This is a genomic window from Herbaspirillum camelliae (assembly GCF_001929405.1).
GTDB lineage: Bacteria > Pseudomonadota > Gammaproteobacteria > Burkholderiales > Burkholderiaceae_D > Herbaspirillum > Herbaspirillum seropedicae.
The window spans coordinates 4891517-4908211 of the sequence record NZ_KV880769.1; the positions used below are offsets into that span (position 1 = coordinate 4891517).

At 63.6% G+C, this 16695-nt stretch carries 11 protein-coding genes and 2 tRNA genes; 8 read left to right on the top strand and 5 right to left on the bottom strand.

Annotated features, from left to right (window positions below; all coding sequences use genetic code 11):
* Window positions 1-37: 37 nt before the first annotated feature.
* Entirely contained in the window at window positions 38-211 is a 174-nt protein-coding gene (locus tag BGK68_RS27900) for a hypothetical protein (RefSeq protein WP_158035499.1), read from the bottom strand.
* On the opposite strand from BGK68_RS27900, the gene BGK68_RS21855 reads away from it, so the two are divergent.
* The 7 genes from BGK68_RS21855 to BGK68_RS21885 all read left to right on the top strand — a co-directional run bounded on the left by BGK68_RS21855 (window position 189) and on the right by BGK68_RS21885 (window position 5466).
* The gene (locus tag BGK68_RS21855; RefSeq protein WP_034335504.1) at window positions 189-1346 is read left to right on the top strand and encodes an ABC transporter substrate-binding protein; all 1158 of its coding nucleotides are present in this window, start codon (window positions 189-191) and stop codon (window positions 1344-1346) included. The genes BGK68_RS27900 and BGK68_RS21855 overlap by 23 nt on opposite strands.
* Before the next feature lie 109 nt (window positions 1347-1455).
* Entirely contained in the window at window positions 1456-2337 is an 882-nt protein-coding gene (locus BGK68_RS21860; protein WP_013234894.1) for a branched-chain amino acid ABC transporter permease, read from the top strand.
* Between the two features lies 1 nt (window position 2338).
* Complete coding sequence (locus BGK68_RS21865) at window positions 2339-3214, top strand: branched-chain amino acid ABC transporter permease (protein ID WP_075258802.1); 876 nt, start codon at window positions 2339-2341, stop codon at window positions 3212-3214.
* On the top strand, window positions 3214-3975 hold the full coding sequence (locus BGK68_RS21870; RefSeq protein ID WP_075258803.1) for an ABC transporter ATP-binding protein: 762 nt from the start codon (window positions 3214-3216) through the stop codon (window positions 3973-3975). The genes BGK68_RS21865 and BGK68_RS21870 overlap by 1 nt, the downstream gene beginning before the upstream one ends.
* Entirely contained in the window at window positions 3972-4703 is a 732-nt protein-coding gene (locus BGK68_RS21875) for an ABC transporter ATP-binding protein (RefSeq protein ID WP_048348579.1), read from the top strand. The genes BGK68_RS21870 and BGK68_RS21875 overlap by 4 nt, the downstream gene beginning before the upstream one ends.
* Window positions 4704-4831: 128 nt before the next feature.
* Window positions 4832-4916 (top strand) — tRNA-Leu (locus BGK68_RS21880).
* Between the two features lie 465 nt (window positions 4917-5381).
* A tRNA-Leu gene (locus BGK68_RS21885) sits at window positions 5382-5466 on the top strand.
* Window positions 5467-5533: 67 nt separating this feature from the next.
* Here the strand turns inward: BGK68_RS21885 and pbpC are convergent.
* The 3 genes from pbpC to BGK68_RS21900 form a co-directional block, all read right to left on the bottom strand.
* On the bottom strand, window positions 5534-7807 hold the full coding sequence (gene pbpC, locus BGK68_RS21890; RefSeq protein ID WP_075258804.1) for a penicillin-binding protein 1C: 2274 nt from the start codon (window positions 7805-7807) through the stop codon (window positions 5534-5536).
* Window positions 7808-7812: 5 nt separating this feature from the next.
* Window positions 7813-13629 (bottom strand): alpha-2-macroglobulin family protein, encoded by a 5817-nt coding sequence (locus tag BGK68_RS21895; RefSeq protein ID WP_075258805.1) that lies wholly within the window; start codon window positions 13627-13629, stop codon window positions 7813-7815.
* 202 nt (window positions 13630-13831) lie between these two features.
* The gene (locus BGK68_RS21900; protein ID WP_075258806.1) at window positions 13832-14713 is read right to left on the bottom strand and encodes a LysR family transcriptional regulator; all 882 of its coding nucleotides are present in this window, start codon (window positions 14711-14713) and stop codon (window positions 13832-13834) included.
* Between the two features lie 142 nt (window positions 14714-14855).
* Here BGK68_RS21900 and BGK68_RS21905 point away from each other — a divergent pair, with 142 nt between their 5' ends.
* On the top strand, window positions 14856-16043 hold the full coding sequence (locus tag BGK68_RS21905) for an MFS transporter (protein ID WP_075258807.1): 1188 nt from the start codon (window positions 14856-14858) through the stop codon (window positions 16041-16043).
* A gap of 84 nt (window positions 16044-16127) precedes the next feature.
* Here the strand turns inward: BGK68_RS21905 and BGK68_RS21910 are convergent, their stop codons facing one another.
* On the bottom strand, window positions 16128-16661 hold the full coding sequence (locus BGK68_RS21910) for a phosphoribosyltransferase (protein WP_075258808.1): 534 nt from the start codon (window positions 16659-16661) through the stop codon (window positions 16128-16130).
* Window positions 16662-16695 lie beyond the last annotated feature (34 nt).

A 16695-nucleotide genomic window follows, 5' to 3' on the forward strand; every position in this document is an offset into this window, starting at 1 on the left:
TGTGGCGGCTGTATCGAAAGAGACCGCAAAACGGTCTTCAGAGGATGGAGCACAAGTCCCGGCCATCCCGGGCGTCTTTTGCATCATCCTCGATGAAGGAATCGCCACATGACGTCGCGCCGCGCTGTTGCGCACGGCGCAGCGTGATGCGGACGATTTCTACAATATCTAACTGAGGAGAGAACTCGATGCAATTCAATACCATGCTCAAGACCATTCCGGCCCTGCTGATCGGTGCCACCCTGTCGTCGGCCGCGCTGGCCGCCGACATCAAGCTGGGCGTGGCCGAAGCCCTGACCGGCCCGGCTGCCAAGTATGGCGTGGCCATCAAGAACGGCTTCACGCTGGCTTCCGAAGAAATCAATGCCAAGGGCGGCGTCAACGGCGACAAGCTGGCCCTGGTGATCGAAGACGAACAAGGCAAGAAGGAAGAAGCCATCAACGTCTTCAAAAAGCTGATCTTCCAGGACAAGGTACTGGCTGTCTTCGGCCCCACCCTGTCGAATTCGGCCTTCGCCGCCGACCCGATCGCCAACGCCGCCAAGGTCGTGGTGTTCGGCACCAGCAATACCGCTGACGGCATCACTGCCATGGGCCCCTTCACCTTCCGCAATTCCGTGATGGAAGCCGACGTGCTGCCCGTGACCGTCAAGGCCGCCGTGAAGCACTTCGGCATCAAGAAGGTCGCCGTGATCTACGGTAACGACGACGCCTTCACCAAGTCCGGCTACGACGTCTTCAAGGCCACCCTGGAACAGCAGAAGATCCCCGTCACCACCACCGAGGCCTATGCCAAGGGGGACGTCGACTTCAAGGCCCAGCTGACCAAGATCAAGGCTGGCAACCCGGACGCCATCGTCTGCTCCTGCCTGGCTGAAGAAGCCGCCAACATCATCCTGCAGACCCGCGCGCTGGGCATGAAGCAGCCCTTCATCGGCGGCAATGGCCTGAACTCGCCCAAGCTGTTCGAGATCGCCAAGGATGCCGGCGACAACACCCTGATGGGCAGCCCCTGGTCGGCCGAGAACCAGACCCCGGCCAACAAGGCATTCATTGCCGCCTACAAGGCCAAGTTCGGTTCCGACCCTGACCAGTTCGCCGCGCAAGCCTATGACGCCATGTACATCATGGCCGATGCGATCAAGAGCGTGAAGCTCTCCGGCAACCTGGCCAAGGACCGTGACGCCGTGCGCGCCGCGCTGCCGGCCGTGAAGATCGATGGCGCCACCGGCAAGTTCGCCTTCCGTGCCGCACCGGCGGTGGCAGGCAAGCAGGTCGGCTTCGATGCGGACCAGGAAGCCATCGTCAACATCGCCAAGGGCGGCAAGTTCGTCCTGCTGAAGTAAGCAGCCCAAGGCTGTCAAGACGGTCGCTGCCGGACCACCGGCGGCGACCGTTCGCAAGTCATCGGGCGCCACGCGGCGCCCGGCGTCACCTCACCTATTGCAGGTTCCCATGTTAGAACAACAGCTCATCAATGCCCTTTCGCTGGGCAGCGTGTACGCGCTCTTCGCGCTCGGATTCACGCTGGTCTTTGGCGTTTTGGGCGTGATCAATCTTTCGCACGGCGCCATCTTCATGCTGGGCAGCTATGCCGCCCTGCTGCTGGTGGAGCAGATGGCCCTGCCCCTGTGGGTGGCGCTGCTGCTGGCCATGGTGGCCACGGGCCTCCTGGGCCTCATCATCGACGTGCTGGTCCTCAAGCCCTTGCGCAAACGCAATGCGCCGCACCTGATCCCGATGATCGCCACCATCGGCGTGGCCATCATGATCACCAACATCTCGCAGGGCCTCTTCGGCGCTGAGAACAAACGTTTCCCCCAGGGCACCATTCCTGAAGAGAGCGTGAGCCTGGGCAACCTGCACATCACCGCCGTGCAGGTGGCGATCATCGTGATCGCCTTCGTGCTGATGGTGGTGCTGCTGGGCGTGATGCGCAAGACCCAACTGGGCCGTGCGCTGCGCGCCATCGCCGAGTCGCCCAAGGCGGCTTACCTGCTGGGCATCAACGTCGAAGGCCTGTTCCTGCTGACCTCCTTTGCCGCAGCGGCCCTGGGTGGCGCGGCCGGCGTGCTGGTGGGCGTGTCCTTCAATGCGATCTCGCCCTTCATGGGGCAGCCGATGCTGCACAAGGGCATCGCCGTCATCATCCTGGGCGGCATGGGCGATATCCGTGGCGCCATGATCGGTGGCCTCTTCCTCGGCTTTGCCGAGGTGCTGACGGTGGCCTATATCTCCAGCGACTTCCGCGATGCGGTGGCGTTCGGCCTCCTGTTCCTGATCCTGCTGGTAAAACCCTCCGGCATGTTTGGCAAAGTGCTGGAAAGGAAGGCATAAGATGGGCTTCATGGAATGGTGGGATGGCTTCTGGGCCACCTACAACACGGTCATTTTCAGTATCGGCGTCAACGCCATGCTGGCGCTCTCGATCTACGTCACCCTGTCCTGCGGCCTGCTGTCGCTGGCCAATGCGGCCTTCATGGGCATCGGCGCGTACACCGCGTCGCTGTTGACGATGCAGTTCGAGATGCCCTTCCCCATCGCCCTGGCGGCCGGCGGCGTGCTGCCTTCGCTGGTGGCGCTGGTGATCGGCATCCCCACGCTGCGCCTGTCCGGTGTCTACCTGGCCATGGCGACCTTGGGCTTTGGCGAAGTGGTGCGCGTGATCGTCCTGAACCTGGACATCACCGGCGGCCCCATGGGCCTGAACGGCGTGCCGCCAATCACCGAGTGGTGGCACATCGTGCTGCTCTTGGGCGTGACCATCTATGCGCTGGCCCGCCTGCGCCGCTCCAAGACCGGCCGCGCCTTCGAGGCCATCAAGGAAGATGAAGTCGCGGCGCGCCTGATGGGCGTGAACGTGGCCGGCTACAAGCTGCTGGCCTTCGTCATCGGTGCAGCCATCGCGGGTGTGGCCGGTGGCCTCAACGCGCACTTCACCTTCACCATCGGCCCCAACAACTATGGTTTCGAGAACGCGGTCGACATCCTGACCATGGCCGTCTTCGGTGGCACCAGCAACCTGATCGGACCGATGATCGGCTCGACCATTCTCTCGCTGCTGCCGGAAGTGCTGCGTCATTTCAAGGACTTCCGCCTGGCCATCAATGGCCTGATCCTGATCCTGGTGGTGCTGTACCTGCCCAAGGGCATCTGGGACCCGCGCCGCATCCGCGCCTTCCTGGGCCGCAACGCTGAGAAGAAGGTGAAGTAATGCTTTTACAACTGAACGACATCAGCAAGAACTTCGGCGGCCTGCAAGTGCTGCAGGGTGTGAACTTCAACGTCAGGCAAGGCGAGATCTTCGGCCTGATCGGCCCCAACGGTGCCGGCAAGACCACGGTCTTCAACCTCATCACGGGCCTCTTGCGCGCGTCCTCCGGCAGCATCCGCTTCAATGACGACGACATCGGTGCCGTCGCTCCGCACAAGATCACCGAGCGCGGCATTGCCCGCACCTTCCAGAACATCCGCGTGTTCAAGGAAATGACGCTGTTGGAAAACGTCGTGGTCGGCATGCACGATCACCTGAACTATGGCGTGGCCAGCATGCTATTCAACCTCGGCGGTTTCCGCAACGCCGAGCAGGAAGCCCGCGAACGCGCGCTGGAGCTGCTCTCCTGGGTGCGCCTGGACCACAAGGCGCACATGCTGGCCGACAGCCTCTCCTATGGTGAACAGCGCAAACTGGAATTCGCCCGTGCACTGGCGACCAAGCCCAAACTGCTGTTGCTGGATGAACCAGTGGCCGGCATGAATCCCGCCGAGAAGACCGAGCTGATGAGCGAGATCGTCAACATCAAGCAGCGCGGTTTCACCATCTTCATGATCGAGCATGACATGCGCTTCGTCATGGGCCTGTGCGAGCGCATCGCCGTGCTCAACTTCGGCAAGATCATCGCCGAGGGCACACCGGACCAGATCAAGAACAACCAGGAAGTGATCGAGGCCTATCTCGGCAAGGAAGAAGCATGAGCGCCAGCGGTAACAAGCAACCCATCCTGCAGGTCGAGGACCTGGCCGTGGCCTATGGCCACATCGAAGCGGTCAAGGGCATCAGCCTGTCGCTGAACGAAGGCGAGATCACCGCGCTGGTCGGCGCCAATGGCGCCGGCAAGAGCACGTCCCTGTTGGCCATCTCCGGTCTGGTGAAGGCGCAGCGCGGGCGCGTGCTGCTCCACGGGCAAGACCTGCTGCAGATGTCGCCGCACCGCATCGTCGAATCCGGCGTGGTGCAGGTGGCCGAAGGCCGCGCCACGCTGACCACGCTGACCGTAGAAGAAAACCTGGCCTTGGGTGCTTACACGCGCAAGGACAAGGACGGCGTAGCGCGTGATCTGGAGTGGGTGTATTCCCTCTTTCCGGTATTGAAGAACCGTGCGGCCGGACTGGCGGGCAATCTCTCGGGTGGCGAGCAGCAGATGCTGGCCATTGGCCGCGCGCTGATGGCCAAGCCCAAGGTCCTGTTGCTGGACGAACCGTCGATGGGGCTGGCACCGTTGATCATCCAGGAAATCTTCCGCATCGTGCAGGAGATCAACAAGACGGGCATGACCGTGCTGCTGGTGGAACAGAACGTGCGCCAGGCGCTGCGTATTGCGCAACGAGGCTATGTGCTGGAGACCGGCAAGATCGTGCTGGAGGATAGCGGCGCCAATCTGCTGGGCAATCCCAAGGTGGTGGAAGCGTACCTGGGTGGTTGATGGGATGGATGTGGATGTGGCCTGGGAAAAATAATAAAGAATTTTTCAATTAGGTGTTGACCACCAGGCTGATAGGCCTTAATATGCAGCCTCTTTCAAGCACAGCAAGTTGTCGCTGATGCCAGAAGGCCCACGTGGCGGAATTGGTAGACGCGCATGGTTCAGGTCCATGTGCCGCGAGGTGTGGGGGTTCGAGTCCCTCCGTGGGCACCAACATAGAAAAGGTCGATTGACGCAAGTCAGTCGGCCTTTTGTGTTTTGGGGTCCACGAACAAAGCGCCTACACTTTGCTTTTCGCCCACTCATGCAGCCTCCCCGTTCGGACTGAGTAGCTGCGCCCTGCGCAGCGTATCGAAGGCGCGCCGTCCAACGCATTCCGCCTTGCAGGCTTCTATCCCGATCACCAGCATCCGCGCGCCTTCGATACGATCCTTCGGATCTACTCAGGTCGAACGGTTGTCTGTAGCTTCAGCGATCCATGGAACCATCCCGCTGCATGGGATGAGTTGATGACACCTAGATTATTTAGTTTTTAGGACCATCCATCCCTCTGCACAGGGCATTTTTTGCTTAGTTTTTTGGAGCATAAAAAACTTCAAAAAAAGGATGACAACACGAAAGTTTGCCCTTAGAATGCAGCCTCTTTCAAGCAATGCAGTTTGATCGCATGTGCAGAAGGCCCACGTGGCGGAATTGGTAGACGCGCATGGTTCAGGTCCATGTGCCGCGAGGTGTGGGGGTTCGAGTCCCTCCGTGGGCACCAACATAGAAAAGGTCGATTGACGCAAGTCAGTCGGCCTTTTGTATTTTGGGGTCCACGAGCGAAGCCCTCAATGGCTCCGCTTGCTCACCCCCTTGCCGCCAGGCCGCTCCACAGCCCCCCGCACCTCAAACCGCACCCTATCCAGTTCCTTGCCGCCCTTGTCCTGCAACACCAGCACATGCTTGCCCGGCCAGGGCATCCAGTCAAAGCCCAATTCTTCCTCACCCGTGGTCGATGCGTTGGCGCTGACCTTCTGCGCCTTCACCCTGCCCGCCTGCATGACTTCCTGCGGCATCAGCTTGCCATCCAGCACCCAGCGACTGCCCGCTGGCACGCCCTGTGCGCGAAAACGGATGCGCTGCCGCGCCGGCGGGATATCCGGATCCAGCGCCGCCAGCATGCCTGCGGTCGGATAGGTAATGGCGGGACGGATATCGCGCGCGTGGGCAAGCCGGATCTCGGCCTGCGCGGTACCGGGCAGGAAATATTCGGTGCGGGCCGCTTCCACCTCCTGCTCATATCGGATCATCTGCGCCTGCACGCCGGCAGGCTTGGCTGGAGGACCGTTACCGGCCTCGCGTCCACCGTTGCGTCCGCGCTCATGCAGGTACTGCATCACCTCCTGCCACACCGGCGCGGCGCCCGTCACGCCCGACACGTCCCACATCGGCGCACCCGATGCATTGCCGACCCATACCCCTACGGTATAACGCGTCGAGTAGCCAACACACCAGTTGTCGCGCATATCCTTGGAGGTGCCGGTCTTGACCGCGGTCCAGATGCGCGTGGACAGTGCATTCTCCAGACCGAAGGTACGGGCGCGGGCACTGCGGTCGGAGAGGACGTCGCCAACGATGTAGGCCGCATCGGCATCCATGACCTGGGTTGCGCGCGCTGTCGCGCCGGCCTCATCGAGTCGGGTGCGCAACGGCGTATAGCGCCCCTGGTTGGCCAGCACGCGATAGGCATTGGAGAGATTAGCCAGCGTCACGTCGGCACTGCCCAGCGCCAGGCTGTAGCCGTAGTAATCGCCACTCTCGCGCAGGTTGAAGCCCAGCGCCTGCAAGCGCCGGAAGAAGCGCTCCGGCGTGACCATCACCAGCGTGCGCACGGCGGGGATGTTCAGCGACGAACCCAGCGAGGTGCGCAGGCTCACCAACCCCTTGTATTGCTTGTCGTAGTTCTGCGGAATATAGAGCCCGGCGGAGGTGGCCAGGTTGACGGGGGAATCGTCCAGCAAGGAAGCGGCGGTCAGCCATTTCTTTTCGATGGCCAGTTCGTAGAGGAAGGGCTTCAAGGTCGAACCTGCCTGCCGCTGCGCCACCACGCCATCCACATTGGCCGCTGCCGAGAGCGGGCCGCTGGAACCGACCCAGGCCAGCACTTCGCCCGTGGCGTTGTCGATGACGATGATGGCGCCATCCTCGATATTGCGATCGGCCAGCCCTGCCAGCTGATGGCGCAAGGCTTGCGTGGCAAAGCGCTGCAAGCGTGCATCGAGGGTGGAGCGCAATTGCTGCCCCGGTGCGCTCAAGAGCTTGCGCGCCAGGTGCGGCGCCAGTTGCGGTGCGTCGCTGGTCCCGGGCAGATCGCGCTTGGCCGAGACCCGCGCCAGGGCCAGTTCGGTGCGGCCATCCATGCCATTGCATTGCTCGCCTGCGCCCTCTTCCTTCAAGATGGCGCAGGCGCGGTCGGCCACACGGCGGGGCGTGGCGTTGGGTGCGCGGATCAGCGCCACTGCGATGGCGGCTTCGCCCTGGTCGAGTCCGCTGGGGTGCTTGCCGAACATCACGCGCGACAAGGCGTGTACGCCCACCAGCTCGCCACGGAAGGCCACCAGGTTGAGATAGGCTTCCAGGATCTGGTCCTTGCGCCAGCTGCGTTCCAGCGATTGCGCGATCCATGCCTGCGAGACCTTTTGCGTGAGCGAGCGCGCACCGGACTTGCGGCGCAGATCGTCATAGATCAAACCCGCCAGTTGCATGGTGATGGTGGAGGCGCCGCGGGTCTTCGTATTCCACAGATTGCCCCAGGCCGAGGCGGCGACGGCGCTCCAGTCGATGCCGCTGTGCTGGTAGAAGCGCCGGTCTTCGGAGGCGATCAGCGCATGGCGCAAGGCGGGCGAGACGTCTTCCAGTTTGACCCAGGACAATTTACGCTCGTCCATGTTGATGCGCATGCGCTGCAGCAGCTCGCCGTTGCGGTCCAGCAGGCTGGCCTCGGACGGCAGGAAGTCGCGCTGCACCTCCTTGAACGAGGGCACGGCATGGGCCGCCACCGGCATGAGCAGCGCCAGCACCAGCGCACACAGTGCGCCGGGCCGGGACTTGCGTGCAGTCATGGCGCTCACTGCGCCGCCTTCACGACCAGCTTGCCATTGGGGACTTCACCGAACATCTCGGGCGCATACATGGCTTCCACCCGCGTGGGCGGCAGGTTGAATTCGCCGGCATTGTTCAGGCGCACGGTATAGCTGATGCTGGTGCGGCCCTTGGGCATGGCTTCGTAGTAGGCGCGATAGGCTTCGAAGCTGCGTTCTTCATAGGCCAGCCAGCCCATGCCGCGGTCGCGCGGGGCGTCCTGCTTGCCCTGGGCGATGACGGAGTCGCGGCCCAGGCCGGAACCCAGCAGCGTAGCGCCGCCCGGCACCGGATCGCTCACCACGACCCAGGTCATCTCGGCTTGCGCGTCGATATCCAGCGTCACACGCAACACGTCGCCACGGGTGTAGACGCCGGCCTGCTTCGGCTCGATGGCCTCGACCTTGCGGGTGATGCGATAGCCGGCCGCGAAGGGCTGCTTGAGCGGCACCGCCGCCAGGCTCTGCAGGGTGACCCAGGGCTTGCCGTTACCCTCTTGCGCCAGACGCACGCTGCCACCCTGGGCATTGCCTTCCGGCCACGGCAGTTGCAGCTTGCCGCCATTGGGTGCGCCGCTCCAGGCCAGGCTTTGTGTCGCAGCGCTGGCGCCGTTCTGCTCCAGCGTAGCGCGGGTGGCGCCGGTGACCGGTTCCGATTCGAACTTGCGGGCGAATTTCTCCAGCGCCAGGCTGCCCCAGACGTTGGCGGTGGTGGTGCTCCAGTGACCGCGCTGCTGGCGGCCGATGGCGCCGGCGATCAAGCGCGGCATGTCTTCGCGCCAAGCCGGGTTGTTCAGTTCCAGCAGGATCAGGCGGTTGGCGTTGGCGTCGCCACTGCTCATGAGCCACCACCAGTAATCGCCTTCTTCATTGGAGAAGCCCATGCGCGTGCCCTGGAAGTTCAGGCGGGCGCGCAGGATCTGGTCGGCTTCATCCAGCTTCTTCTGGCGGTCGGGAATGGCAGGGACGCGCTGCAAGATGCCGATCCAGTCCAGCAGTCCCGAGGTCGGCCAGACATTGGGATTGATCTGGAGCGAACCCAGCATCGCCGGTTGCACGCGGTTGTAGCGAGATAGCGCTTCGAGGGCGGCCAGCTTGCGCACATCCAGGTCTTTCTGCGGTGACCAGAAATCACGCATCACCTTGCCTTCCACGAAGGCGGCCAGACCGTCCAGCATCTTGTCGCGGCTGGCTTGCGGGATGGCATAGCCGGCTTCGTTGGTGGCGGCCAGCAGATAGGCCGTGAGCGTATCGCTGCCACGGCGCGCGCCGCTGTCGCTGGGCGGGAAGTAATAGGCCAGGCCATCGCCATCCAGATAGGTCGGCAGGTCGGCCACGATCTTCTGCCAGGCGGCTTCATCGCGCAGGCCGATGGCCTTGGAGGTCTTCTGTTCCAGGCAGGCGAAGGGATAGTTGACGAAGTAACGGGTCAGCGCATCGCTGCCACCAGCCAGGCTGGGCTTGAGCGAGATCGCCAGGCCGCCGCGTCCCGGCAGGCTGTCGGCGGGCCGCGCCACGTTGAGGGCGGCGTTCTTGTCCAGCTGGAACAGCGTAGCCTGCTGCACCGTGACCGGCACGGCAGGAACGACGCGCTGGGTGAACTTCATGGCGTCGCGCGCCTTCTGGCCGCCCTGCTCCTGGGCGCTGATTTCCCAGGCCAGCTGGTTGATGCCTTCCGGGGTCTGCACCGGCCACATCACTTCGGCGGACTGGCCGGCGGCGATCTTCACCTCGCGTTCAGGCAGGGTCAGCCTGCTCGTTGCCGTGCCTCCCTGCGCACGCGCGGCGACCTTGATCGTCATGTCATGCGTGGTGGTGTTGCGCACGGTGACGGCGCCGTTGAAGCTATCACCCTCGCGCACCAGCGGCGGCAAGCCGGAGATGACCTGCACGTCCTGCGTGGAGCGAATGCTGACGCTGCCAGTGCCGAACTCGCTGATGCCATTCTCGGCGATGGCGACGATGCGGAAGGAAGTCAGCGCATCATTGAGCGGGACATCCAGTTGCGCCCTGCCCTCGGCATCCAGCGTGACATTGGGCTTCCATACCAGCAAGGTATCGAACAATTCGCGCGTGGGTGCACGGCCCCCGCCACCACCGGCGGGCGTGGCCTTCTTGCCATAGTGGCGCTTGCCGACCACCTGCATCTGCGCAGTGGAGGTTTCCACGCCATAGCTGCGCCGTTGCAGCATGGCGTGCAGCACGTCCCAACTGCCGTTGGGCTGCAGTTCCAGCAGCGCTTCATCGACAGCGGCCAGGGCGAACTCACCACCGGCGGCAGGCTTGCCGTTGGGCAGCTTCACCTGCACTTGCACCTTGGCGATGGCGCGGATGGGATAGGTGGGCTTGTCGGTACTGACCGCCACTTGCAGGCGATGGCCCGCATCACCGACGTTGACTTCGGCGATGCCGAATTTCCAGGCCGGTTTGGAGAGATCAACGATGGGACCCGGTCCCTGGTATTCGCGGAACTCATGCCACCAGTTGATGGGCTCCTTCCACCCCCAGATGAAGAAGGAATACCACGGCACCTCGCGCATGCGACCACGCACGGCCAGTACCGACACATAGACGTTGGGACCATAATCGGCCTTCATCGGCACGCTGATGGTCGGGTCCTGGCCTGACAGCTGCACGACGCGGGTATCGATCACGCCCTCGCGCTCCACTGCTACCAGGGCGGTAGCAGAGCGGAACGGCATGCGCACCTGGAAGTTGGCGGTCTCGCCGGGCTGGTAATTCTTTTTCTCGGGCAGGATGTCGATACGGTCCTGGTTCTCGCCATCGAACCAGACTTCGCCGCGCCCGGTCACCCACACCGAGGAGCGGGCGGCGGCGGCGTTGCCATTGCCATCCTTGGCGCTGGCGATCAATTCCACATTGCCTGCTTCGGAAAGTTCGGTGTCGCAGGTGAACATGCCGTGCTGGTCGCTCTTGCCGGAGCAGAGCTTGCCCAGGTCTTGCTTGCTCTCATCGTTTTCATAGGCGTAGAAGCCGCCCACCATGCGCTTGCGGTGCGAATTGGTCTTGCGCGCCGTGCCGCGGATTTCCACCGGCACGCCTGCTTGCGGCTGGCCGGCGGTATTGAGGGTGACGGCTGTGAGCGTGAGCTTCTTCTTTACCGACACCCAGTTGCCGGTGCGCAGGCCCACCACCACTGCCGAAGGCCACAGCGGCGTGACGTTGGAGATGGTCTGCACTTCGCCATTGGGATCGCTGTAGGTCATCTCGGTCAGCAGTTCCTGCGGGCGTTGCAGCGCGGGGAGCTTGCTGATCGTGGCGCGGCCTGCGCCATTCTTGTCGAGTGTGATGGCCAGCTTGTCGGCAACGATCTTCTGGTCATCGGCATTGCTGTCGTCATCGCTGCGCGGGGCATCGAAGGAGAAGCCATCGTAACCGGCGATGTTGAGCGAGCGCGAACGCAGCAGCGACGACACCTGCACCGCCTGGTTGGCGGCCGCACCGCCGTTGATGTAGTTCAGTTGCAGGTCCAGCGGCATTTCCTTGACGGCGACCTGCGCGCCCTTGGGTGGGGTGATGCGCCCTTGCATCAGCGGCAGGCGGAATTCTTCCACGCGGAAGGTGCCGGTGACATAGGTGCCACGTCCATAACCGCCCTCGTAGTCGCCGTCGCCGGATTGCTCATTGGACTCGGCGCTGGCGTTCGCATCCACCGTGCCCTGATCGAGCACGACCTCATAGCTGCCCAGCTTGGCCTGCTTGGGCAACACGAAGGTGGTCTCGGCGCTCTTGTTGCCACGCCAGGTCAGCGGGAACTGGTATTGCTGGCCGCTGCCGAGATGGCTGATGCGCACCCGCGTGGGCAGGTCTTCCTTGCGCATCAGGCCGAAGCCTTGCAGGGTCTCGGTGCGGATGATGTGCTTCATCGAGACGGTCTCGCCGGCGCGGAACAGGGTACGGTCGAAGACGGTGGTGGCGCGGACGGTGGCCGACTTGTCCATGTCAGTGGGCAGGTTGAAGCGCCAGGATTCAATGCCCTCGTTCCACGAGGTCAGCGCAAAGGCCATGTCCTGGCGGCCCTTCTCGTCGGTCTTGCGGGCGCTCACGAAGAGGCCGTTGATCTTGTCGGCGTTGTCGGGACTGTAGCCGCGATTGGCGCAGGCATCTTCCAGGGCCGGCATCATGGCTACGCCGCTGGCGTTGGTCTTGCCCTGCCAGATCTGGGCGCCATCGCAATTGGAAACGCGGATCTCGGCATCGGCCACCGGCTTGGCATCGTCCAGCCGGGTCACCCAGACCGCGCCATTGGTGCGGCCCAGCTTGACGTGGACCGACAGGTTGGTCACCAGCGCACTGGTGCGCACATACATCGGCTGTGGCTTGCCCAGCAGCGAGGCGCCCAGCTTCTGCGATTCCAGTTCGACCACGTAGAAGCCAGGATCCTTCAGGGGAATGCCGATCACTTCGAAGGGCCACTCGCCCTCCTTGGCGTCCTTCTGGGCGGGCAGGTCGAGTTTCTTAGCACCCGGTTCCTTGGCCAGCAGGCTGACGCTGCGGGTGTCGACCTTCTTGGGGTCGCCCCATTTCTCGTGGTACTTGTTCAAGCGCGTGAGCCAGGCGATGACCGCCTTGTCGCCATTGACCTTGAGGTCGGCGACCTGACCGGGCATGGCGCGGCCATCCTTGCCGCGCACCTGCAAGCCGGCTTCCACGCGGCGCAGCGTGACCGGCAGCGTGGGATCGGCATTGAGCTCGATGATGCCAAAGGGCGCCGCCGGGAACTTGGCCAGCGGCGGAAAATCGGCCAGCGCCGACTTCAGCGGGAAGGCGCCGGCATTGGCCAGGGTGCGGCCATCCTCATCCTTGAAACCGGCGGGCAGGCTGATGGTGAAGTCGGATTTCTCCGGGAACGGCGGCTTGAAGCGCAGCTCGCGCACGGCTTCATCCTTGTCGCCTTCCAGGGTCGGCTTGATCTTGCCGGTGGTGGCGTTCATCACCACCTGCTCGGCCAGCTTGCGCGGCACGGGGGCGGAGAACGACAGGGTCACGGGCAGGATCGGCGAGCAGGCCGCATTGGCGTTCTCGCGCTGGCAGGACAGGCTGGCGGCAAATTCGCTGCGCACCTGGAAGTTGAAGACCTGCGGCTGCGACGTGACCACGGCGGGGGCATTGGCCGCCGCAATGCCGCGATCCCAGACCAGCTTCACATGCGCCTCGTTGGGCAGGCGCTGCTGGCATTGCACGATGGTGACAGATGCGGGATCCACGCCCTTGGCGAATTGTTGCAGCAGGGCCTTGCGGTCGGCCTCGCCGACGGCCTTGGCGGGAATGCGTTCGTTGATGCCTTCGGCTTCGCAATACAGATGCTGACGCACCGAGGGCTCGGTGGCCGGTCCGTTCTGGAACAGGATGAAGGCCTGGTCTTCGGCGATCTGCGCGCCGCTATAGGGTTGCACCCGGCTCACGGCCGGACCGCCAGTGCTGAACTGGAAGCGGGTCTTGCCGCCCACGCTATTGCCGGCGACCGATTTCGCCTCTGCGCGCAGGGTGAAGCTGCAACGAGTGCCGGGCGGCAGGTCGCGCTCGAAGTCGTAGACCCAGTTCTTGTCGTCGGCCCAGCGCGCCGTGCCGGCGACGGCGCAATCGGCGTCGAAGGGAGAAGCGGCCTTGGGGTCGCCGAACTTGACCATGGATTCCGAGAAGCGCGCCCGCACCTGGCGGATGCGCTGCACCTCGCCCTGCGGCGAGAAGGATTGCACGGTGGCGCTGGCGGCCTGGGCTGGCGTAGCCGGCAGCAGGGACATGGCCGCGCCGAGGGCGAACGCCAGGACTGCTGCGCGCATCGCGCGGCTGCCCCTGCTGATGCCAATACTGATGCTGATGCGACCTATGGCGGATATGAGGGCCGGGCGTTGGCTCGCCCCGGTTTCCGTTGGTTTCATGTTCTTCTCCGGATCAATCTTGTTGTGATAACGGCCACAGGTCGTTTTCCCCCTTGCGGCGACGCTGGCGCTCAGACCTGGATAACGGCAAAACGTTTCCGATTTACAGCTTTTCCTGCAAAAAATCCAGGAAGCAGCTGATACGGCGCGATAACTGGGTGCTGTAGTAGTAGACCGCCGATATCTTCTGGCGATAGCCGCTATCGGCCTGGGGCAGCAGGCGCACCAGCCGGCCGGCGGCAATGTCGGCATCGCTCATGAAATTGGACAGGCAGGCAATGCCCTGCCCCTGCAAGGCCAAGTGACGGATGGTTTCGCCGCTGGAGGCGCGGATGGCGGGCCGGGTCTGGTAGCGGTCACCAGCGCTGTGGCGCAAGGGCCAGTGATTGAGTTGATCCGGCTGGGAAAAGCCGATCAGTTGATGCTGTTCCAGCGCCTCCACCGATTCGGGCTCGCCATAGCGCGCCAGGTAGGCGGGACTGGCCACCACGTTCAGGCGCGCCGAGGAGAGTGCGCGGGCGTGCAGGCTGGAGTCCTGCAGCTCGCCGATGCGGATGGCGATGTCGGCGCGGTGCTCCACCAGATCGATGAAGCGGTCATTGGTGGTGAGCTCCAGTTCGATATCCGGATAGGCTGCGCGAAATTGCCCGACATGGGGAACCACGCAATGCAGCATGAAAGGCGCCGACGCATCCACCCGCAGCTTGCCCACCGGCTTGCGGGTGCGCAGGCGGATACTGTCCTGGGCCGATTCCATGGCCGCCAGGATGGCGCGCGCCTGCTCCAGGAAGGCGCGGCCTTCTTCGGTGAGCTCCATGCGGCGCGTGGTACGGGTCAGCAGGCTTGCGCCCAGCTTGTCTTCCAGCCGCGACAGCGCGCGGCTGACGCCGGACGTGGTCTGGGCCAGCAATTCGGCCGCCGCCGACAAGGTACCGGCCTCGACCACGGCCACGAAGGTACGCAATTCTTCCGATTGCAGGCTCATTGTTGACTCCGGATCAAAGATTCTTTGATTGTAAAGGCATTTTTCTCAACAAAGAGCAGGTGCACAATCCTTCACATTGCTGGCCGGGCCTCCCTCCGCCCTGATCACGCCGGCGCAACCGACCACCCTACAAGGATTTGCCATGCCAATTGCACTCTGGGCGCTGACCATCAGCGCATTCGCCATCGGGACGACCGAATTCGTCATCATGGGGCTCTTGCCCGAGGTCGCCGCCAACCTGGGGGTGAGCCTCTCCTCGGCCGGGCTGCTGGTCACAGGATACGCGCTGGGCGTGTTCGTGGGCGCCCCGCTGCTCACCGCCACCACCGGCCGCCTGCCGCGCAAGACCTTGCTGGTGGCCCTGATGGTGGTGTTCGTGGTGGGCAACCTGGCCTGCGCGATTGCGCCGGACTATACGACCTTGATGATAGGCCGCGTGGTGGCCTCGTTTGCGCATGGCGCATTCTTTGGCGTCGGTTCGGTGGTGGCCACGAGCCTCGTGCCGAAGGAAAAGCAGGCTTCGGCCATCGCCCTGATGTTTACCGGCTTGACGGTGGCCAATGTGCTGGGCGTGCCCTTTGGCACCTGGCTGGGCCAGAGCTATGGCTGGCGCGCCACCTTCTGGGCCGTGACCGTCATCGGTGTGATCGCACTGGCGGCTACCGCGGTGCTGGTGCCGCGCTCGCAGGGCGGAGAGGAAACCGACTTTGGCAAGGAAGTGCGCGTACTGATGCGCCCGCAGGTGATGCTGGGGCTGTTGATGACGGTCCTGGGTTTTGGCGGCGTGTTTGCGGCCTTTACCTACATCGCCCCTATCCTGACCGACCTCAGCGGCTTCCCGGCCTCGGCGGTCTCGCCCATCCTGCTGCTGTTCGGCCTGGGGCTGGTGATCGGCAACCTGGCTGGCGGCAAGCTGGCCGACAAGAAGCTCATGGCCACGCTGCTGGGCAGCCTGGTATTGCTGGCGGTGGTGCTGGTGCTGTTTGGCCTCACCCTCGACAACAAGGTCGCCGCCATCATCGGCGTGGGCCTCATGGGCATGGCCGCCTTCGCCACCGTGCCGCCGCTGCAGATGCGGGTGCTGGAGAAAGCCACTGGCGCACCGAACCTGGCCTCCTCGGCCAACATCGCCGCCTTCAACCTGGGCAATGCAGCCGGCGCCTGGCTGGGTGGCGTGACCATCGATCATGGACCGGGCCTGCATGCAGTGCCTTATGTGGCGGCGTTGTTGCCGCTGGCCGGGATCGTGGTGGCGCTGGTGAGCTGGAAGATGGATGCAGGGCGCGCCACTGCGCAACACGGTTCATCCTCGGATACCGCCGCCTGCTGAAGCCACCATAATGACAGCGAAAAAAAAGAGCTTGCCGCGGCAAGCTCTTTTTACGTGGGCATTCACAAGCCGCAAGGCCGGCGATCAGGCCCCGCCCTTCTTGATCCAGGCCGCCAACTGGTGCGGGCCGAGACCGTCGTACTCTTCGAAGGGCTGGTGGATCCAGGGATTGGTGGCCAGGTAGTCGATATGGAAATCGGGTTCCACCACCGAGCAGGCCTTCCACCACAACACCGCACTCTTGATCTCGGTGACAGCCGGATAGTGCTCCTTGAGGTGAACCATGACCTTCTGCAAGGTCACCCCTGAGTCCACCAGGTCGTCCACCAGCAGGATGCGGCCACCCAGGGTTCCCTTGGTGATGGTGATGTACTTGGCGATGTCCAGGGAGCTACGGATGGTGCCGGCGGCTTCGCGGTAGGAGCTGGTCGAGAGGATGGCCAGCGGGACATCGAAAATGCGGGACATCACGTCACCCGGGCGCAGGCCGCCACGCGCCAGGCACAGCACCTGGTCGAACTGGTAGCCGGATTCATAGACCTTCAGCGCCAGTCGTTCGATCAGGCGGTTGTAGTCGTCCCAGGAGACCCAAAGGTCCTTGTCGTCAGAGATCTTCATATTATTGATTGCTTCGTGTTGCTTTGTTACGTGT